At 41.7% G+C, this 22,748-nt stretch carries 14 protein-coding genes; 11 read left to right on the plus strand and 3 right to left on the minus strand.

The window, feature by feature from the left end; genetic code table 11:
* Positions 1-3: 3 nt before the first annotated feature.
* The 3 genes from fabG to NQ505_RS10010 all read right to left on the minus strand — a co-directional run bounded on the left by fabG (position 4) and on the right by NQ505_RS10010 (position 2,873).
* A complete protein-coding gene (fabG, locus tag NQ505_RS10000; protein ID WP_004324738.1) occupies positions 4-732 on the minus strand; it encodes a 3-oxoacyl-ACP reductase FabG in 729 nt (242 codons plus the stop codon).
* 1 nt (position 733) lies between these two features.
* Positions 734-2,257, minus strand: coding sequence for a histidine ammonia-lyase (hutH, locus tag NQ505_RS10005; protein ID WP_004324740.1), 1,524 nt, complete (start codon positions 2,255-2,257; stop codon positions 734-736).
* A gap of 184 nt (positions 2,258-2,441) precedes the next feature.
* On the minus strand, positions 2,442-2,873 hold the full coding sequence (locus NQ505_RS10010; RefSeq protein ID WP_004324741.1) for an acyl-CoA thioesterase: 432 nt from the start codon (positions 2,871-2,873) through the stop codon (positions 2,442-2,444).
* Between the two features lie 489 nt (positions 2,874-3,362).
* Here NQ505_RS10010 and NQ505_RS10015 point away from each other — a divergent pair, with 489 nt between their 5' ends.
* From NQ505_RS10015 to NQ505_RS10065, 11 genes are all read left to right on the plus strand, one after another.
* Entirely contained in the window at positions 3,363-6,389 is a 3,027-nt protein-coding gene (locus tag NQ505_RS10015) for a SusC/RagA family TonB-linked outer membrane protein (RefSeq protein WP_009000308.1), read from the plus strand.
* Positions 6,390-6,413: 24 nt separating this feature from the next.
* Positions 6,414-8,039, plus strand: a complete 1,626-nt coding sequence (locus NQ505_RS10020) for a RagB/SusD family nutrient uptake outer membrane protein (protein ID WP_009000309.1) — start codon at positions 6,414-6,416, stop codon at positions 8,037-8,039.
* A gap of 202 nt (positions 8,040-8,241) precedes the next feature.
* Positions 8,242-8,805: an L-threonylcarbamoyladenylate synthase gene (locus tag NQ505_RS10025; protein WP_004297304.1), complete on the plus strand. Its 564-nt coding sequence runs from the start codon at positions 8,242-8,244 to the stop codon at positions 8,803-8,805.
* Positions 8,806-10,599, plus strand: coding sequence for a chloride channel protein (locus NQ505_RS10030; RefSeq protein WP_004324749.1), 1,794 nt, complete (start codon positions 8,806-8,808; stop codon positions 10,597-10,599). It begins immediately after the preceding gene.
* Positions 10,600-10,670: 71 nt separating this feature from the next.
* Positions 10,671-11,642: a methionyl-tRNA formyltransferase gene (gene fmt, locus NQ505_RS10035; protein WP_032853872.1), complete on the plus strand. Its 972-nt coding sequence runs from the start codon at positions 10,671-10,673 to the stop codon at positions 11,640-11,642.
* Positions 11,643-11,740: 98 nt separating this feature from the next.
* Positions 11,741-12,391, plus strand: a complete 651-nt coding sequence (gene rpe, locus NQ505_RS10040; RefSeq protein WP_009000311.1) for a ribulose-phosphate 3-epimerase — start codon at positions 11,741-11,743, stop codon at positions 12,389-12,391.
* Positions 12,392-12,399: 8 nt separating this feature from the next.
* Positions 12,400-14,493, plus strand: coding sequence for a ComEC/Rec2 family competence protein (locus NQ505_RS10045; RefSeq protein ID WP_009000312.1), 2,094 nt, complete (start codon positions 12,400-12,402; stop codon positions 14,491-14,493).
* 46 nt (positions 14,494-14,539) lie between these two features.
* Positions 14,540-15,577 carry a DHH family phosphoesterase gene (locus NQ505_RS10050; protein WP_004311034.1) on the plus strand — a complete coding sequence of 346 codons (1,038 nt, stop codon included), beginning with the start codon at positions 14,540-14,542 and terminating at the stop codon, positions 15,575-15,577.
* A gap of 118 nt (positions 15,578-15,695) precedes the next feature.
* A complete protein-coding gene (locus NQ505_RS10055) occupies positions 15,696-16,391 on the plus strand; it encodes a DUF4827 domain-containing protein (RefSeq protein WP_009000313.1) in 696 nt (231 codons plus the stop codon).
* 42 nt (positions 16,392-16,433) lie between these two features.
* Complete coding sequence (gene glmM, locus NQ505_RS10060) at positions 16,434-17,822, plus strand: phosphoglucosamine mutase (RefSeq protein ID WP_004305440.1); 1,389 nt, start codon at positions 16,434-16,436, stop codon at positions 17,820-17,822.
* Between the two features lie 974 nt (positions 17,823-18,796).
* Positions 18,797-22,741, plus strand: a complete 3,945-nt coding sequence (locus NQ505_RS10065; RefSeq protein ID WP_009000314.1) for an AraC family transcriptional regulator — start codon at positions 18,797-18,799, stop codon at positions 22,739-22,741.
* The last annotated feature ends 7 nt before the right edge of the window (positions 22,742-22,748 follow it).

The raw sequence follows: 22,748 nt of genomic DNA on the forward strand, positions 1-22,748 counted from the left end.
ATTTTAAGTATATAGTCCTCCGTTGATGGAAATCACTTCTCCTGTGATGTAGGATGAGGCTGGAGATGCCAGGAAACCGACCAGGTCGGCAACCTCTTCCGGAGTGCCGAAACGTCCCGCGGGAATATGTTTCTTCCATTCGTTCTCATCAATTCCTTCCGTCATATCCGTACGGATGAATCCCGGAGCTACTGCATTGACTGTTACTTTCTTCTTGGCAACTTCCTGTGCCAGTGCTTTGGTAGCGGCTATTACGCCACCTTTGGCTGCGGAGTAATTGGTTTGGCCGGGCATTCCCTGAATGCCCGACAATGACACGATATTTACGATACGTCCATAACGTTTGACCAGCATATTCTTCAATAAAGGCTGTGTCACGTTGAAGAATCCGTTCAGGCTGATATCGAGCACTTTGCTCCATTCTTCTCCTGTCATCCAGAGCATCAGGTTGTCTTTGCGGATACCTGCATTGTTTATCAGTACCTCGATATATTCGTCAGGGTGTTGGGAAGCCCAGTTGCCCAAAGCAAGGGTGATAGCGGCAGGGTCGGTCACATCGAACTTCATCAACTCGCCATTACTTCCTTTTTCCTGTACTAACTGCAACGTTTTCTCCGCTTCTGCGTCATTATTCTGATAATTTATCAGTATAAAGTAGCCCATTTCCGCCAGTTTACAACTGACAGCACGGCCGATACCTCGGCTTCCTCCGGTTACTAATGCATATTTCATTTTATTTATCTTCTTTTTTGAGATAGTCTATCATCATTTCTATCTCTTTATATTTAGGCGTGTCATTCGTAAATACAGGGAAGAAACTGCGTATTTCTTCATAAACCTGCCGGCTTTTGGAACTTAGGCGATCTTGTATTTTCAGGTAGTCGATAGCTTGTGCCATTCCCATAAACTGGATAGCCATTACCTGATAAGAATTCTCAATGACTGTTTTTGCTAATAGAGCCGAGTTGGTTCCCATGCTGACAATATCCTGATTATCATTGTTGTTGGGGATACTGTGTACATACATCGGATTTGATAATGTCTGACACTCCGCTGTGGTGGAGGTTGCAGTGAATTGCGAAGCCTGTAAACCATAGTTCAATCCAAGCACTCCCAAATTTACAAACGGAGGCAGGATGCCATTGATACGGTCGTGGAACAGATAGTTAATCTGTCTTTCGCAAAGCATAGTCAGCTTGGTCACGGCAATTTTCAACTTGTCCATTTCGAAAGAAATGTAATCTCCATGGAAGTTGCCGCCATGATAAATATTTTGTGTATCCGGATCGACAATCGGATTGTCACAGGCGGAATTTATTTCGTTTATTAATACTTCTTCCGCATTCTCCAGTTCATCGTAAATAGGACCGAGTATTTGCGGAACACATCGCAAGGAATAATAGGGCTGTACTTTGTGTTCGAAGATTTTCTCTTTATGCACCTGGTTGTATAGCTCGTTCTCTCTTTGAAGCACGCATTTACTGCCTGCCACCCATTCTCTCATCATAGCAGCTATCTCTTGTTGACCTTTATGATGCTTGGCCTCGTTTAATGCCTGTGCCATAAAATCATCATAAGAGGCGGCAATCTCATTCATCATTACAGAGGCAGCCACCGACCAACGGAGTAGTTTTTTTGCATAAATCAGATTGACAATACCGATGCCTGTCATTACAGAAGTACCGTTTGTAACGGATAAACCTTCACGAATACGCATGGAAAAAGGTTTCAGACCGTTTTCCTGAAGCACCGTAGCTGCGTTACACAATTTACCCTGATAAAAAACTTCCCCTTCCCCTATTAACGTCAGGGCGATATGGGCCAGTTGTACGAGATCACCGCTGGCACCTACACTTCCGTGTTCGGGTATGAACGGATAAATTCCGCGGTTGATAAATTCACAGAGGAGAGAAACCAGTTCCAGATGCACTCCTGACTTCCCTTGTAGAAAAGTGTACAAACGGGCAATCATAGCTGCTTTTACATAAAGTTCGGGAAGCGGTTTGCCGGCACCGGTGGAATGGCTTCGGATGATATTATACTGAAGGTCGATCAATGATTGATCTTCTATTCTGTATTGTGCCATTGGGCCGAACCCCGTATTGATACCATAAATAATCTTATCGCTGGAAAAGGATTGCAGAAAATCGAAGCTTTCCTCTACTTTTCGAATACATTCTTCAGAGAGTTCCAGCTTCTCATTATCAAACAATACTTTATGAAGGGTATCTAAATTTATACTTTTGTCAGCTATCATTTTCTGTACTAGATATTTTATGCCTTAATAATAAGGTGCAAAAATAGGCAATTTCTGTTATATAGCGGACATGAATCAGGATAAAACTTTTTCTAAGGAATTGGTTTTGCTTGTTTTGTTTCTTATTCGTGGGAGATTTGTTCCCCGGTGCCGGAGGGTGTCTTCATCGGTGGGGGGAATCAATCTATGCTTTTTGCAAATCCCGTCCTTCATACTTGCAGATCGCTTCTATCCATTCCTTGGTCAGTGGCATGGACTCATGTCTTTCAAGATCGAAAGTAACCATGATGGACTTGCAAACACATTTCACCTCATTGGTTTTCGTGTCAATGACTTGTTGAACCAGATGAAAGCTTTTGGTACCTATCTTAGAGACGGCGGTTTGTACAGCGATGTGGTCCGATGCGAAAATTTGCTTAACGAAATTCGCTTCAATATGAACAACGACAATGCCAATCTTTTCCCAATCTACTCCCGGGCATACTGAACCGAAGTATTCAGTCTTTCCCAAGTCGTAAAAGGAGAAGTAAACCGTGTTGTTGACGTGACCAAATTTGTCTACATCATTGAATCGCAATTGGATAGGTAATGTGTGATGAAATACGATTTCTTCCATTGTTTTCTCTTAAACGTTTTAAATTCGACACAAAAATAGCACTTTTGCTTTCTTGCTTGAAATTGGGACAAAGATAGATATTTCTGCTGATTCTGTTCTCGGAGACGGGGGAGAAATTAGTTAATAATCGTTTAAACTGGAGTTTTGGAACGTTTATTCTGACTTCTGATATGTGGAAACAATCAGAAGGATGGAAAGGAACTTTTAAATACGGATTATTCTTAACTTATTATCTTGTGGAATATGTCCACATTTCTGTGGAATTTTTGCACAGGATCGTGCTTGAAACTTAATCTGGCTATTAATGCTTTTTTTCTTTATTGTAAATTGTTTATATATTTGAAAATGAGTGATATAATCTCTTTGGTTAAACTTGGCAAGTCTCGTTGTATCAGTCTTTTGTTATGCTTTTGGCACATAAATTGCCTAATATTGATGGTAATCTATCCTAATAACTATTCTAATTTTAGAACAATAATGGAAGTAATAATGAAAAACAAATGGCTATTATGCATTCTTTTAATGCTGTTTCTGCCTTTCGGATTATTCGCGCAGGTTGCTCCTCCTCTTGAAAAACAGAAGACAGAAACACAGGAAGCCCCGGAAAATAACAATGAAGTTACGACAAACAGCGATACTACTACCGACGGGGATGCTGGAAAGACAATCAAAGGAGTGATTAACGACGAACAGGGAGAGACAATCATTGGTGCTTCCGTCATTATCAAAGGTGAAGATACCGGAACTACCAGTGATATGGATGGTAGGTTTACTCTCGAAGCTCCGGAAGGAGCGATTTTAGTGATCTCTTACATCGGCTATCATACGCAGGAAGTGAAAGTCAGAAAGAGATCTCTTCTTCGTGTTGTGTTGAAAGAAGACAATCAGTTATTAGATGAAGTGGTAGTGGTAGGATACGGAACCGTCAAAAAGAGTGACCTTACGGGTGCTGTGTCCGGTGTATCTAACAGACAATACAAAAATCAACCTGTACAACGGGTTGAAAATATACTCCAGGGTCGTACTCCCGGTGTAGAAGTCACTGCTACGAGTGGTATGCCCGGAGCAAGTATGAAGGTGCGCGTTCGTGGAACTACCTCTATTAATAAAAGCAGTGATCCTTTATATGTGATTGACGGTATCATCTCTTCCAGTGGCTTGGACGGTATTAACCCTTCTGATATCCAGTCGATGGAAATACTGAAAGACGCTTCCTCTACTGCCATTTACGGTTCCCGTGGTTCGAATGGCGTTATCCTGATAACCACCAAACAGGGTAGTGAGGGAAAAGCACAGGTAACGTTCGATGCATCGGTAGGGCTTTCGACTGTCAGAAAACAGTATGACCTGCTGAACGCTTACGAATATGCAACTGCACTGAATGACATTCGCGGATCGTCTACTATCTCTGCCGAAGATCTTGAGGCTTATAAAAATGGAACGAAAGGAATTAACTGGACTGATCTTCTGACTCGTACAGGTATCACCCAGGATTATCGGCTCGCCATATCCGGAGGAAATGAAAAAGTGAAATACCTTATTTCGGGAAATGTGCTCGATCAGGAAGCCATCACCATCATGTCCGATTATAAACGCTATGGAATTCGGGCAAACATCGACTCGGAAGTGAAACCCTGGTTGACAATCTCTGCAAAATTAAACGCATCCAGTCTTCACAAGCACAATGAAGGTGGGGTGAACTGGTTGCATGTCACTAACTTTTCGCCTACCATGGAACTGAAAGATCCCGAAACCGGCGTGTACAATACAGACCCGTATAATATGATCGGTTCCAGCCCTTACGGTGAAATGATAGTGAACAATAGCGATAGCTATAGCTATAATTTAAACGCCAACCTGACATTGCTGTTCAAGATCATGAAAGGACTGACGCTTTCCGTTCAGGGAGGTTATGACTACGATAATAGTCCTTCTTATTCTTTCCGGTCGAAACTGGACTCACCGGGTGCTATCAATAGCGCAAGCAATACCAACGCATTGCATAACTATTGGCAGAACACTAACAATCTGACCTGGCAAAAGCAATTCGGAGATCATAGTTTCACTGCCATGGGCGTATGGGAAATAAGTCGTTCGTGGGACTCACAACTAAAGGGAACCGGTTCCAATCTGAACAATGAAAGTGTTGGGTACTGGAATCTTGGCAATGCTGCTATCAGAGATGCGAGCAATTCATACACGGAATTTTCTTTGGCTTCCGGTATCGTGCGTGCTAATTACGATTATAAGAAACGATATTTTATTACCGCTGCATTAAGAGCTGACGGTTCTTCTAAATTTCAGGGAGACAACAAATGGGGATATTTCCCTTCCGCAGCTGTGGCTTGGGATATTGCACAAGAATCTTTCATGAGCAACCAGCACGTTCTCGATCAGTTGAAACTGCGTGCCAGCTTTGGTGTCACCGGAAATCAGGATATTGCTGCTTACAGCACATTAGGTATGTTATCGGGGGCATCTTACGGCTGGGGAACTTCCACTTCCTCTACGGGATATTGGGGATATCAGTTTGCTACACCCGGCATTACCTGGGAAAAGACTTACCAATATGATTTGGGATTGGATATGAGTATCGGAGGCTTTAATATTACAGTGGACTGGTTCAAGAAACAAACGAAAGATCTGCTCTTTCAGAAACAGGTGCCTAAATATAACGGAGGTGGTACTTATTGGGTGAATCAAGGAAAACTGAACAATACCGGAGTCGAATTATCCCTTACCACTTTCCCTGTAAAGGGGGCTGTGACGTGGGAAACCAGCCTGAATGCTTCTTATGTGAAGAATGAAGTAGCAGACCTCGCAGGAGATGACTTTGTACTCACTGCTAACTATAGCGATTTGGGAGGTCCTATGCAGATTATGAAGCCCGGTTATCCTATGGGATCTTTCTATGTCTATCAATGGAAAGGATTTGATGATAAAGGCGCCAATCTTTATCAGAAAGCAGATGGTAGTCTGACAACGAATCCGACTTCCGATGATCTGGTTGTGAAAGGACAGGCAAGTCCCAAATGGACAGTAGGTTGGAACAACACTGTTACTTGGAAAAACTGGACGCTGAATGTCTTTTTCAATGCTGCTACCGGATATGACCGGTTGAATATCAGCCGTTTTATGGCGGCATCCATGACTGGCGTCTCTCGTTTCGTAACCTTGCGTGATGCTTACTTCAAAGGATGGGATCATGTTGCCAACAAAGCGGACGCTCTTTATCCGAGCCTTACCAATACTGACAACAAGAGTTATGCTAATTCGGATTTCTGGCTTGAAGATGCTTCTTTTATCAAGTTGAAGAATATCAGCCTCTCGTACCGCATTCCTCGCCGTGTACTGAAGTTTGCAAGTGTACAACTGTCTGTCAGCGCACAGGATCTCTTTACAATCACCCGCTACAAAGGAATGGATCCTGAAGTGTACACCAGTTATGACGGACTGGATTACGGTGCTTATCCGATTCCTCGGACAATCACCTTTGGAGCCAAATTCAGATTTTAAACCGTGTATTAAGACAATAACCGTATGAAAACAGCATATACCTTTATAATGAAAGCCTTGCCTGTGCTTCTGACAGCTTTGTGTTGGACTTCGTGTAGTGATTTTCTGGAAGAAGATCCGAAAGGACAGTTACCTTCGGATACCTATTTCAGTAACAAAGAAGATCTGGACGCTTCGCTGACGGCTCTCTATTCCGTGATCGCAAGTTCACAGGCTAGTAATAATCTTTGTGGAACGAACTTCCTGGTGGGAGATGATATCTCCACTCATCCTTCCAGTAATAAACAACCTCTTCGTGAACACGATCAGTTTGATGTGAAAGACAATAACTCGTGGTTGTCCAGTATGTGGGAGCAGCGTTTCAAAGTCATCAAGGCTGCCAATTTTATCATAAATAATGCGGAGCGTACGCCGGAGGTATCAAAAGACGATATAAAAGTGGCTATTGCACAAGCACATTATTGGAGGGCCTACTCTTATTTTTATCTGGTGACTACTTGGGGACGGGTTCCCATCATGCTGAAAGAAGAAATAGATTATAATGCTCCGTTGAAGACGGAAGAAGAAGTGTACGAATTGATTCTGTCTGATCTGAAAATAGCAGAAACCGATTGTCCCGCATTGTACACGAAGGAACCGTATGGCAGAAATGGAATGAACATTGCTGTAAGTGAGGGAGCCGTAAAAGCAACGATGGCTTATGTCTATATGTGTATGGCAGGATGGCCGCTTAATAAAGGAGTAGAATATTACAAGCTGGCTGCCGCCAAAGCCAAAGAAGTGATAGACGGTGCAGATGGTGGTAGCTACTATAATAAACTGCTGCCGGAATATAGCCAGGTATATTCATGGGAATACAATAATAAGAATACGGAACTTCTGTTGGGTATCTATTATAATAGGGATGCAGCAGGACAATCCGCTCCCTTGACCGATTTCCTGCAAGATATGAAACAGGCCGGTTGGGGAGATACGAATGGAGAAATTAATTTCTGGATGAACTTCCCCGAAGGCCCTCGTAAAGATGCTACGTATTTCCCGAAAATCATGCTTAGCGACGGGAAACTATATGATTGGTGGTATGATACCGATCCTGCTTCCCGCGAGGTAGTGGCACCTGTCTTTATGAAGACCGTGGAAGGTGCTGTACGCGGAACAGAATTTGATTATACAAATCCTGCCGTAGTCAATGCATCGGGGGAGAAAACATTCCAGTTATTACGTCTTTCGCAAGTATATTGCTGGTATGCCGAAGCAACAGGTCGTGCGGGAGAAATCAATGAACAGGCGGTTAAGGTGTTGAACGAAGTGCGCAACAGGGCAGACGGTGAAAAAACAAATAGATATACGACGGATATGTCTCCTGATGAACTGGCGGAAGCAGCCTACAATGAACATGGTTGGGAAATGGCCGGTTATTATTGGGGCGGTATTGCGAGCAGAGCCAGGGATATGTTCAGAATGTACCGGTATAAGGATCATTTTGAATTCCGTAAGAAAAATGAGCCTATTGAAGTGGCGCCCGGAGTTTTCAGGAAAGAAGCAGTAGCAGTCACCGGAACTTGGGATGACAGTAAGATGTATGTTCCTTATCCCTATGAAGATGTGATTTTGAACCCGAATCTGGACAATAGTTGGAAGAACAGATAGCGTTAGGGGTTGATTTTTTGAATGATCTGTTTTTTATAGAACGATGTAGGTTATCTCTTAATTTACATCGTTCTTTCTTTTTTGTATGGTTTGTTGTGTCAATCTATATTTTTGAGGGACTTAAAAACGTCGGGATAGATTTCACTAAATGGAATAAAAGTGTTATTTTTGCGTCTTGTTCTTAACGGAAATTAATCAAGAAATGATAGAAGATATTAAAAAAGCCTGTCAGGTGATGAATGAAGGAGGAGTGATCCTTTATCCCACCGATACCGTATGGGGTATAGGCTGTGATGCGACTAATGAAGAGGCTGTACGCCGCGTGTATGAGATTAAGAAACGCGCTGACAGCAAGGCTATGCTGGTCTTGGTAGACTCTCCGGTTAAAGTAGATTTTTATGTACAGGATGTGCCTGATGTTGCATGGGATTTGATTGAAGTTGCCGACAAGCCGTTGACGATTATTTATTCCGGAGCACGTAATTTAGCATCGAATTTGCTGGCCGAGGATGGCAGTGTAGGGATTCGGGTGACGAATGAAGACTTTTCCAGACGACTCTGTCAGCAGTTCCGTAAAGCAATCGTTTCTACTTCGGCTAATGTCAGCGGGCAGCCGGGTGCGGCTAATTTTAGTGAAATCAGTGATGAAATCAAATCGGCGGTAGATTATATCGTTGGCTTTCGCCAGGACGATATGAGCCGGCCGAGACCCTCAAGTATTATTAAGTTGGAAAAAGGTGGAGTGATAAAGATAATTCGCGAATAAATGAAGGGAGAAAAACTTAGTTTATTACAGCGTTGCATCAAATGGCGGGAAGCGAATATAAAGGAGAAGCAATTTATCCTGATATTAAGTTTCCTGGTCGGAATTTTCACTGCGTTTGCCGCATTAATATTGAAATTCTTTATCCATCAGATACAGAATTTCCTAACTGATAATTTTAATGCAACGGAAGCTAACTACTTGTATTTGGTATATCCGGTAGTCGGGATTTTTCTTGCAGGTTGGTTTGTTCGTAATATTGTTAAGGATGACATCAGCCATGGAGTCACCAAAATTCTATATGCTATTTCCCGTAGACAGGGACGTATTAAGCGACATAATATCTGGTCCTCTACGATTGCCAGTGCCATCACCATCGGTTTTGGTGGGTCGGTCGGCGCAGAGGCGCCGATTGTACTGACAGGTTCGGCAATCGGTTCCAATTTAGGGAGTGTATTCAAGATGGAGCATCGCACGCTGATGTTGCTCGTCGGCTGTGGTGCGGCAGGTGCGATTGCCGGCATTTTTAAAGCTCCGATTGCGGGATTGGTATTTACATTGGAAGTCTTGATGATCGACCTGACCATGTCCTCTTTACTTCCCCTGCTGATTTCTGCCGTGACAGCGGCAACCGTTTCATATATAATCACCGGTACGGAGGCTATGTTTAAGTTTCATCTGGATCAGGCATTCGAACTGGAGCGTATTCCTTTTGTTATCTTACTGGGAATCTTTTGCGGACTGATTTCATTGTACTTTACACGTGCCATGAATTCGGTGGAAGGTGTCTTTGGTAAACTCAACAACCCTTATAAGAAGCTGGCTTTCGGTGGTGTGATGTTGAGTATATTGATCTTTCTTTTCCCGCCTCTTTACGGTGAAGGATATGATACCATTAATCTTTTGCTGAATGGAACGTCTGCGGCAGAGTGGGATACGGTCATGAACAATTCTATGTTTTATGGCTATGGCAATTTGCTGCTGGTTTATCTGATGCTGATTATTCTGCTGAAGGTCTTTGCTTCCAGTGCAACGAATGGTGGCGGTGGTTGTGGTGGTATCTTTGCACCTTCACTTTATCTGGGATGTATCGCCGGGTTTGTCTTCTCTCATTTTAGCAATGACTTTGCTTTCTCCGCTTATTTGCCGGAGAAGAATTTTGCATTGATGGGGATGGCGGGAGTGATGAGTGGCGTTATGCATGCTCCGTTGACAGGGGTGTTCCTGATCGCCGAATTGACAGGGGGATATGATTTATTCCTTCCGTTGATGATTGTATCCGTAAGTTCATATCTGACCATTATAGCTTTCGAACCTCATAGTATCTATTCGATGCGTTTAGCCAAGAAGGGACAGCTGCTTACACACCATAAGGATAAAGCCGTGTTGACGTTGATGAAAATGGAAAATGTGGTGGAGAAAGATTTCGTTGTCGTACATCCGGAAATGGATTTGGGCGAATTAGTGAAAGCAATAGCTGCTTCTCATCGAAATGTGTTCCCGGTGACAGATAAGAAAACGGGTGGATTGTTGGGAATTGTACTTCTCGACGACATTCGTAACATCATGTTCCGGCAAGAACTTTATCACCGTTTCACTGTTAATAAATTAATGACATCTGCCCCTGCCAAGATATTCGATACGGATGGAATGGAACAGGTGATGCAGACGTTTGATGATACGAAAGCCTGGAATCTTCCGGTAGTGGATGAAGAAGGGCGATATCAGGGATTTGTTTCTAAATCGAAGATATTTAATTCATACCGGCAAGTATTGGTACATTTCTCTGAAGACTAACCGACAATCGGCAAGATGCCGGAGCCGGGCTTATGCAGATAACAGGTTTCTATGCAGATTATAAGACGATTATGGAAAAAGAAGATTTAAGAATAGTATATATGGGGACTCCCGATTTTGCGGTAGAGGCCCTGCGTCAATTAGTTGAAGGCGGTTATAATGTAGTGGGTGTGATTACAATGCCCGATAAGCCTGCCGGACGCGGACATAAGATTCAGTATTCTCCTGTAAAGCAATATGCGCTTGAACAAAATTTGCCGTTACTTCAACCGGAAAGGTTGAAAGATGAGGCTTTTGTAGAAGCATTGCGTGAATGGAAGGCGGACTTGCAGATTGTAGTTGCTTTTCGTATGTTGCCGGAAGTGGTATGGAATATGCCACGACTGGGTACGTTCAATCTTCATGCTTCTTTGCTTCCTCAATACCGTGGAGCTGCCCCCATTAATTGGGCAGTAATCAATGGTGATACGGAAACCGGAATTACTACTTTCTTTTTGAAACACGAGATAGACACCGGAGAAGTCATTCAGCAAGTGCGTGTGCCTATTGCAGATACGGATAATGTGGAAGTGGTACATGATAAGTTGATGGTGCTGGGAGGAAAACTGGTTCTTGAAACGGTAGACGCTATATTGAATGGAACGGTAAAACCGATTCCTCAAGAAGAAATGGCAGTTGTCGGTGAACTTCGTCCTGCTCCGAAGATCTTTAAAGAAACCTGCCGGATTGACTGGAATCAGTCGGTGAAGAAGATATACGATTTTATCCGTGGATTATCACCTTATCCTGCTGCCTGGAGTGAACTGGTTACTTCTGAAGAAGGAGCAGCAGTGGTCGTGAAGATATTTGAAAGCGAGAAGATTTATGAATCACATCAATTAGCTACAGGAACAATCGTGACCGATGGAAAGAAATTCATGAAAGTAGCTGTACCGGATGGATTTGTATCTATTCTTTCTTTACAACTTCCCGGTAAAAAACGTCTGAAAATAGATGAATTGCTTCGTGGATATCACCTGGAAGATGGTTGTCTGATGAAGTAATTAATCGGATGAGCAGATTAAAACGAGTAAGCCATTAGATTATAAATAGAATAAAACGTCCCGAATAAGAGACGGCTAGAACCTAAAATAAAAGAATTATGAAACCGATTATCGCTCCTTCCATTCTTTCTGCCGATTTTGGATATTTGGCAAAGGATATTGAAATGGTAAACCGCAGTGAAGCGGAGTGGGTACATATTGATATTATGGACGGAGTATTTGTTCCGAACATTTCATTTGGCTTTCCGGTACTGAAATATGTGGCGAAGTTAAGCCAGAAACCGCTGGATGTGCATTTGATGATTGTGAATCCGGAAAAGTTTATTCCGGAGGTAAAAGCGTTGGGCGCCCATACGATGAATGTGCATTATGAAGCTTGCCCGCATCTGCATCGGGTGATTCAACAAATCAGAGAAGCCGGGATGCAGCCTGCTGTAACTATCAATCCGGCCACTCCTGTAGCTCTTTTACAAGATATTATCCGGGATGTATATATGGTGCTTATCATGAGCGTGAATCCGGGATTTGGCGGACAGAAGTTTATCGAACATTCAGTAGAAAAAGTTCGTGAACTGCGTGCCCTGATTGAACGGACAGGTTCGAAAGCGCTGATTGAAGTAGACGGTGGGGTGAATCTGGAAACAGGTGCCCGTTTGGTTGAGGCGGGAGCCGATGTGTTAGTGGCTGGTAATGCTGTCTTTGCGGCACCGGATCCGGAAGCGATGATTCGTCAGTTGCACGAACTGTAACTCTTCTGTTGAGTACTTTTTACATCCATCGATATCCCTATATACGCCTGATTATCCCTTGGATAACAGGCGTTTTTTGTGGAGATCATTTTTTTGACCGTTCACGAGAACCTTTTTGGAGTATTCTAACCCTTGGACTTTGTATTGCTTTATTGTTTGTTCTTTATTTCCTGAAACGCCATTCTTTGCGATGGTGTTTTGGATTAGCAGTCTCTATCCTTTGTTTTATAGGAGGATGGCTTGGAATAACTTGGCAATTACAACACGCTGTCTACTCTTTTCCGGAAGAAGAAACAGTGTATCGGGTTTTAATAACGGATGCACCTCAAGCGAAAGAATATACTTACCTCTGTCAGACATTATTAAAGGAACGGCGTGATACTACCGGCACATATCCGATAGAACGTGCTGCAATCCTTTATCTACAGCAAGATTCGGCCGTCACCCGGTTGAAAAGTGGAGATGAACTGCTGATTTCTGCCCGTATTTCTCCCCCTCTCAACAATCGCAACTTTGATGAATTTGATTATGCCCGCTTCCTGATGCGGAAAGGAATCAGTGGAACAGGATATGTTGCATCCGGGAAATGGACAAAACAGGACGGAATGAATAACCTTGATCTCAAAAGTATAGCCAGCTCTTGCCGAAGAAAGATGATTTCACTTTATCAGAAACTAGGGTTTTTCGGCGATGAACTGGCTGTACTTTCAGCACTGACCATAGGAGACAAAACGGAATTAAGTGATTCGGTTCGTGAGAGTTATTCGGTGGCCGGTGCAAGTCATATTCTAGCTCTATCCGGTTTGCATATCGGGCTTTTATATACATTGCTCTTTTTCATACTGAAACCTATTGCCCGAAGAGGAAATATAGGTAGAGTTATACGTTCTGTTCTTCTTCTTATCCTATTATGGGCTTTTGCCTTTTTCACAGGACTTTCTCCTTCGGTAGTACGCTCGGTCAGTATGTTTTCGATTTTAGCAATGGCAGATATGGTTGGTCGCCAACCGCTATCTTTAAATACATTGGCGGCAGCTGCATGGTTGATGTTATTCTGCAATCCGGCATGGTTGTTTGATGTTGGTTTCCAGCTCTCTTTCCTTGCTGTTGCTTCCATCCTATTGATTCAAAAGCCAATCTATCATCTGATTACGGTGAAAGGTAGAATAGGAAAATATATTTGGGGACTGATAAGTGTGTCTGTTGCTGCACAAATAGGAACGGCTCCGCTTGTCATGTTTTATTTCTCCCGGTTCCCTGTACATTTTCTATTGACGAACTTGGTTGTTATCCCTTTCATTACGATTATCCTGTATGCTGCTGTCATTATGCTTCTTCTGACTCCTCTTTCGTGGCTTCAGATCGTAGTGGCCGAAGGTGTTAAGAAACTATTGGAAGGACTTAATTTCTTCGTCCGATGGGTGGAACAGCTTCCTTACGCTTCTATAGATGGAATCTGGCTTTATCAGTCAGAAATATTGGGTATCTATATCGTTGGCTCTTTGTTAACCTATTATTTCCTGAACCGTCGATACCGGAATTTATTGATTTGTCTTTTTTCTATCTTATTACTAGGGACTTATCATGCAACATTATATTGGCTAGATCGTCCCCGGACAAGTCTGGTCTTTTATAACGTGCGCGGTTGCCCTGCAGTACATTGCATTGAGAGCGATGGACGTTCCTGGATAAACTATGTAGATACTATCCCCAATGAAAAACGTCTGAAACGCATGACTGCTAACTATTGGAAGCATCATCACCTTCTGCCTCCCAGAGAAATAACTGGCGATTGCCGGTATATGGAACTTAACCGTCAGCAGCAGATTATATCCTATCATGGCTGTCATATTTGTGTAATAAATGATAACCATTGGCGGAACAAAACCACTGTTTCTCCGTTATATATTCAGTATCTTTACTTATGCAAAGGGTATGACGGACATCTGGAAGAGCTCACCCGAATCTTTTCTTTCTCTTACGTCATATTGGACGCATCTCTCTCGGAATACCGCAGACACCTCCTTGAAAGCGAATGCAAGCAATCCGGTCTGCGGTTTATCTCGCTATCCGACGAAGGTTCTGTCCGCTTTTTGCTCTAAGTACAAAGATTTATCGTACATTTGCACCTTGATAAAGTATAAGAGTATGTTGACGAAAGTAATTGAACAAGCCAAAATAGACCATTTCACCAAATGGTTTGAACGAGCTGACAAAATAGTAATTGTATCTCATGTTTCTCCTGACGGCGATGCTATCGGTTCTTCACTGGGATTATATCATTTTTTAGATTCACAAGAGAAAACAGTAAATGTAATTGTGCCGAATGCTTTTCCCGATTTTCTGCGGTGGATGCCGGGCAGTAAGGATATCCTGTTGTATGACCGTTACAAAGACTTTGCAGATAAATTGATCGCTGAAGCAGACGTCATCTGTTGCCTCGATTTCAATGCACTGAAGCGTATCGACGATATGGCAGATGCTGTGGCCGCTTCTCCGGCACGTAAAATAATGATCGATCATCATTTATATCCTGAAGATTTCTGTAAGATAGTAATGTCCTATCCCAAAATATCTTCTACTTCCGAACTGATATTCCGTCTTATCTGCCGTATGGGATATTTCAGTGATATCTCTAAGGAAGGTGCAGAATGTATTTACACAGGGATGATGACAGATACCGGTGGGTTCACCTATAACTCGAACAACCGGGAGATTTACTTTATCATTAGCGAACTCCTTTCTAAAGGAATCGATAAAGATGATATTTATCGTAAGGTGTACAACACCTATTCGGAGAGTCGTTTACGTTTGATGGGATATGTATTATCGAACATGACTGTGTATTCGGATTATAATTCGGCTTTAATCACCCTGACAAAGGCAGAGCAAAGTAAATTCAACTATATAAAAGGCGATAGCGAAGGCTTTGTTAATATTCCCCTTTCCATTAAAAATGTCTGTTTCTCTTGCTTCTTGAGGGAAGATACCGAGAAACCGATGATTAAAATATCCCTTCGTTCAGTAGGAACATTCCCATGCAATCAGTTAGCTGCCGAATTCTTCCATGGAGGAGGCCACTTGAATGCTTCGGGCGGTGAATTTTTCGGAACGATGGAAGAGGCAAAAGCGGTCTTTGAGAAAGCGCTTGAGAAATATAAACCTTTACTAACAGCGAAAAGCTAAAGATGGAAGGTTAAAAGTGAATATGGAAAGGTTAAAAGATACGAACTTTCAACTTCCCCCTTTCAACTTTTAATGATTTTGAGATACATTTGTGCGGAATATAGCTAAATAACAGATAATGAAGAAACTTGTATTTTTATTTCTCTCTTTGTTAACCGCCGGAAGTCTGTTCCAGGCATGCGACAATTCGAAGACTTATGCAGAAATGCTGGAAGACGAGAAAAATGCGGTGAATAAGTTCATCAAAGATAATGATATCCGTGTCATTTCACTGGAAGAGTTTGAACGGGATACTATTACAGCTTCTAAAGAAGCGGGGAATGGATATGACGAATACGTTGCTTTCTCCAATGGCGTATATATGCAGATCGTAGATCGGGGAGGAAAAGAGGATAAGGATGGAGTTGAAGTTATTAATGAGGTAGATACTTTTGCTAACAATAATGTCATTTGCACCCGCTATGTAGAACAGGATATGATGACAGGAGATACTACATGTTTCAATGTTCCTTTGGAAAAATGGATGGATATCTCTGAATATTATAAGTCTCCATTAACATTCCGTTATGTGCAAAACACATCTACTGTTTATGGAATCGTTTTATCTGGTGATTTTGATTATGACTATTTGTGGACAGTTGCTAATGGTTATGGAACTGCAATTCCATCTGGATGGCTGATTGCCTTACCTTATTTGCGTAATAATGCACATGTACGCCTGATTGTACCTTCTAAGATGGGACATACAACTGCACAACAATATGTCAATCCTTATTTCTATGATATCCGGAAGTTTGAGAAAGCAAAAAGCTAGACCACTAACATTAAATAAATCAAATCTTTAAGTAAAGAACCTATGACTCTAATCAAATCTATCTCTGGAATCCGCGGAACTATCGGCGGAGGAGCGGGAGAAGGACTAAACCCGCTTGACATTGTAAAATTTACCTCGGCTTATGCTACTTTGATTCGTAGAACCTGCAAGGCAAAGAGTAATAAGATTGTTGTGGGACGTGATGCCCGCATTTCCGGTGAAATGGTAAAAAACGTAGTAGTCGGCACATTGATGGGAATGGGCTGGGATGTAGTAGACATTGATCTTGCTTCTACCCCGACCACAGAACTTGCTGTAACAATGGAAGGCGCCTGTGGCGGTATTATCCTGACAGCTTCTCATAACCCGAAACAGTGGAATGCACTGAAATTGCTGAATGAACATGGTGAATTTCTGAATGCAGCCGAAGGTAACGAAGTACTTCGTATTGCTGAAGCTGAAGAATTTGACTATGCCGATGTTGACCATCTGGGATCTTACCGCAAAGACCTGACTTATAATCAGAAACATATCGACAGTGTATTGGCTCTCGACTTGGTAGATGTAGAAGCTATCAAGAAAGCCAATTTCCGTGTAGCGATTGACTGTGTGAACTCTGTAGGCGGTATCATTCTCCCTGAACTTCTTGAACGTTTGGGTGTGAAACATGTAGAAAAACTCTATTGTGAACCTACCGGAAACTTCCAACACAACCCTGAACCGCTTGAAAAGAACCTCGGTGACATCATGAACCTGATGAAAGGGGGCAAAGCAGATGTAGCATTCGTTGTAGACCCGGACGTTGACCGTTTGGCAATGATCTGCGAAAATGGTGTAATGTACGGTGAGGAATATACACTGGTTACTGTGGCTGACTATGTGCTGAAACATACTCCGGGTAATACAGTTTCCAATTTGAGCTCTACCCGTGCCCTGCGTGACGTAACCCGTAAATATGGTATGGAATACAGTGCTTCTGCAGTAGGCGAAGTAAACGTTGTAACGAAGATGAAAGCAACCAATGCCGTTATCGGTGGTGAAGGAAATGGTGGAGTGATCTATCCTGCCAGCCACTATGGTCGTGATGCATTGGTAGGTATTGCTTTATTCCTTAGCCATCTGGCTCATGAAGGAAAGAAAGTTAGCGAGCTTCGTGCCACTTATCCTCCTTACTTCATAGCTAAGAACCGTGTCGACCTGACTCCGGAGATCGATGTAGATGCTATCCTTGCAAAAGTAAAGGAAATCTATAAGAATGAAGAAATCAACGATATCGATGGTGTGAAGATTGACTTTGCCGACAAATGGGTACATTTGCGTAAAAGTAATACAGAGCCAATCATCCGCGTATATAGCGAAGCGTCTACCATGGAAGCTGCCGAAGAAATCGGTCAGAAAATTATGGATGTAATTAACGAATTAGCAAAATAATATCCTGTAGAATAGGATCTTGTTTATAACATTGGAGTCTCGTATATCATAAAGATAGCTGAATGAGCTGTCTCACATGATATACGAGACCTTTTTTATTAGGATGATATCCAACTGAATAATAGTTATTCTCCTCCTTGAGTATTAACAATAAAGTTTCTTTTGATTAAGTCTAAACTTCCTTTCGTCTAATAGTAAACTTCTCTTTTATTATTTACAAACTTAAAATGCAAGCTTCATTTTTATAAATGCAAGCTTTGTTTTTAAAAACGGAACCTTTGTTTTTATAAATGAAGGTTGCATTTATAGATTGGAACGGATAAAAAGCAACTTTACTGTTAATAAAAAGAAAGTTTGGACTTAATCAAGAGCAACTTTTCTATTAATAGATTGTATGAGAAGTAAGCGGTATTGAGAAGAAGTAATCAATATAGCTTACTTCTCTGCTTCGTTAGAATAGATATGACACAAGAATATCGATTGATATACAAAGTTTTATAGGTCTTATATCAATGAAAAACAAACGGCTTGGATATGTAGATTTGATATATGAAAAGCACAATTAAAGAAAAATTGTAGTATATTTGTACTGTCCTTTAGGACGTCTTTATTATAAGGAAGCGTTTAGTGCTTTTTCTCAAGTGCGAATCTGGACAATTCGAGCTGTGTTGAGGAAATAAACAAAACGTTCTCCCTTTGGTTTGTATGCTGCACTTAGGTGCTGATATACAGTCAAGGGCGTGAGCTGTTTTTGCTTATATTCAACACAGAGGTAGTCCAGAACCTGCACTTGGATATAAGTTTAGCGGTCTCACGCTTCTTTTGTATGTACACTTCTGTTGAGACTAGGAAGGAACTAACAAATCAAAGAGCATGCAAACAGTACAAGTATTACTAGTAATGTTGCTAATGTCCGTAACAGTATCAGCAAGAGACCTAACAGGTTTTGAACAGCTTATTGATAAACGTACGACATGAAAATAAAGCTGATTGCATTATTTATAATGATGAGTTCATTGGCTGCTGTAGCTGATAATGATACTTATTTCTTCTCGAAAGTAGACTATCAGCAGGGGCTATCCAATAGTGCAGTACTTTGTCTTTTTCAAGATAATGTAGGACTGATGTGGTTTGGCACGTATGATGGGGTGAACTGTTGGGATGGAAAGACGATGGAGGTGTTTCGTTCTGATTTTTCTGAAAGCAAAACGTTAAGTAACAACGTAATCCATTCTATTTCGCAGGCTGATAGCAGCTGTTTATGGATTTCTACTCATTTAGGAGTAAATCGCTTTTCACAAAAGACAAGACAGGTGGTAGGTAACTACGATTTTTCAGGTGATTATTATGTCCATTCCAATAATCAGGGAAATACATGGATTCTTGCCGGCGATGGGATTTACTATTATAATACGAAGCATCAAAGTTTTATCCGGGCACAGACTTCAGCTCTACCTATGGATAATATGGAACAGCGTGCATTTGTGACTGATGATGGAGTTCTTTGGCTGTTTCCTCTTCATACAGGACAGATTCAGAATTATTCTTTGAATGCTTTTGATGCGGATAGCCTATCAGTAAAGTTGTCTGTCTCAACAAACAAGTTTCATTCGAAAGCCATTGAAGATATATTCTATCAGAACGGTATTTTTTGCTTTATAGATTGCGACAAGGATTTGTATATGTATGATATCTCCCGTAAGTCTAAAATCTATATCCGTAACCTTTCATCGCTAGTGCAAAAATATGGGGTGATAAAGGGAATCGTTCCCTTTTATGAAGATATTGTTATTGGATTTCGTGCCAATGGACTGATTCGGTTGCGTACCTCCAAGAAGTATGAAGAAGAGGTGGTTAATCGTAATATCCGTATCTATGGGATTTACCGGGAACCGCACCAAGGACTACTTTGGATTGCGTCGGACGGACAAGGGGCGGTGATGTATGCTAAGAAATATTCGATAGCTACGAATTTGATGCTCAATCGCATGTCGGCCAATTTGAGCAGGCAGGTACGTTCGGTAATGACTGATAAATACGGAGGACTATGGTTCGGAACAAAAGGAGATGGGCTTTTGCATGTGCCTGATTACCATCAGGCAACGAGAAACACTCCTCTGGGAGCTACAGTTTATTCCCCCGGCAAAAAGCAGGTGGTATCATCATATATAAAATGGAATCAAGAGTTTCATGCCTATAAGTTGGTTCAGAGTCGTTATATGGATGGTTTCTGGATTGGGGCGGGAGATCCGGGCTTGTTCTATTATTCGTTCAGGGATGATGCTGTGCATCCGGTGGAATGTTCTTCGGGTGGCCAACCTGCTATTGAAATACATGATATTTATGAAGAAAGTGATAGCGTATTATATGTTGTAACTGCAGGAGTCGGTTTCTATAAGATGGTGCTTGAGAAAAAAGCAGGGCAGATTAGTATTCGTCGACAGAAACGATATCGTTTTTTTCATGAACAACAGGAAATCACGATGTTTTATCCCATGTTGGCGGAAGGTGATTCTATCTTATGGTTGGGAAGCCGTGAAAAAGGACTTGTGCGTTTTGATAAGCGAACGGAAGAATATCAGGTTATTTCTCTGAAAGAGATGCTCCGCAAGTCAGTGGATGATATATTGAGTTTGTATCGTACCCAAGACGGTAGAATGTACGTAGGAACTACTTCCGGTTTAGTCTGCCTCACCTTTCATGAGAAGAAGATAGAAGCTGCTTATATCGGTAGGGAACAAGGGCTGCTTAATGATATGATACACGGTGTATTGGAGGATGGTAATGGTTTTCTATGGTTAGGAACTAATCGTGGGCTTATCAAATATAATCCTCAAAATGGCTCGTCACATGATTATTATTACAGTGCGGGTGTACAGATAGGGGAGTTCAGTGATGATGCTTATTACCAATGTCCATATACGGGTAGTCTTTTCTTGGGAGGAGTTGATGGATTGTTGTATTTAGACCGTAAGGTGGCAGCTGCTCCGGAATTCAATCCGGATATTCTGCTACGTCGATTATGGATTGGACGAACGGCAGTAAATTTAGGGGATTATTATGCAGCCGATGGAAAAAGCTTGCAACTGGAAGGGGCAGTAGTCTCTTTCTCTCTTTCTTTTGCCGTCCCTGATTATTTGACTGGAGAAGAGGTAGAGTATTCTTTTATCCTGGAAGGGTATGATAAACAGTGGACTTCGTTTAGTAGTCTCAATGAGGCATCCTATACCGGGGTACCTTCAGGGGATTACATTTTTAAAGTTCGCTATAAAAAAGATGTGTTTGATACGGAATATAAATTCTTTTCCATTCCTATACATATTCTTCCACCCTGGTATCAGTCGATGTGGGCTTATGTCTTTTATATTTTGTTGGGGCTGCTCTTTGTGATTTATTTGCTTCATTTACTTCGCAAGTATATTCTTCACGAGCAAATACTAAAACGGCTACTTACTACAGAAAGTAATAAAGAGGTATCGGAAAGTGGTAGTTATAATCGTGATTTATTAGATCGCTTCACTCTCATTTATCATGCTTGCGATCAGTTGCGTGCAGAAAATGTTTCTTATAATCAACGTTGTGAACAGGTAGAATTAATACGTGAGACTGCGATGAATGCTCTTTTCCGTCCAGAGACTCTCTATTCTGAAAAACTGAAGCATTTTTATCCTATCACTTTTGTTTTGTCTGCTCGTATGTGTATGCAAGAGCTGTCTGTAGAAGTACTTCGTGCATTGAAAGCAGAAGGTGTAAATACTACTCCGGTACTATCCTCTATTCCCGAAAGCTTTATTTTCCCCGTTTATAAAAATGCTTTGCGTTGCATCCTTTATTATTGTTACCAGTTTGTTTGTCAAAGAACCTCTTCTGAAGTCGTGGTGAGTGCACAAGAAGAAGATAACAAGATGCTGCTGGTTATGTCCGGTGAGGAGGATATGCTTAAAGAGTTACGGGATCAACTGATCGGAACTTCCTGTCTTGTATATGATAAAAAAGATGTCGACGAGTCTTTTGGTATTCAATTAATGCTGTGCTTTGTGCAATCAGCCTTAGAACAACTTCATACAGCTATCCATTATGTAGAATCTGAAGGACATCGCCTGATGCTTACCTTTAAACCTGCTATATTAATTGAAGGCCAGTCGAATGATAAAAAGACCATTCTTCTATTGGAAGATCGTGAAGAGATGGTCTGGTTAATAACGGGATTACTTTCTGAAGAATATTCGATACGTTCGGTGAAAAGTGTACAGGTCGCATTTGATGAAATTCGCAATTCGGCTCCTGCTGTTTTTTTAGTCGATATGGCTATGTATACAAAAGAGGAGAGTACATTTATGGAGTATGTGGGTAAGAATCGTTCTGTACTGTCGAAGACCGCCTTTATTCCTTTGTTGACATGGAAGGCGAGTTCATCTATTCAACGTGAACTGATTAAATGGTCTGATTCCTATATCGTGCTGCCCTATGATATTCTATTCTTGAAGGAAGATGTTCATAAAGCTATCTATGGTAAGCGGGAAGCCAAACAGATTTATTTGGAAGATCTGGGTGAACTGGCGGGACAAATCGTTTGTACCACAACAGAGCAGGTGGATTTTATTCGTAAGTTGTTGCAAGTGATTGAACAGAATCTTGCAGAGGAAGAATTGGGATCGACATTGATAGCCGATCGCATGGCAATGAGTCCACGCCAGTTTTATCGAAAATTTAAAGAAATCTCTTCCATTGCTCCCGGCGATTTGATTAAAAACTATCGAATGGAGAAAGCTGCACGTCTTTTGAGAGAGGAAGATATTTCTATTCAAGACGTAATTGCTGATGTAGGGATCGCTAGCCGTTCTTATTTTTATAAAGAGTTTGCCCGGAAATACGGTATGACACCAAAGGATTATCGTGAACAACGGAAAAATATATAATTCTTAC

The sequence above is a fragment of the Bacteroides sp. D2 genome, from assembly GCF_025147085.1.
Classification (GTDB): domain Bacteria; phylum Bacteroidota; class Bacteroidia; order Bacteroidales; family Bacteroidaceae; genus Bacteroides.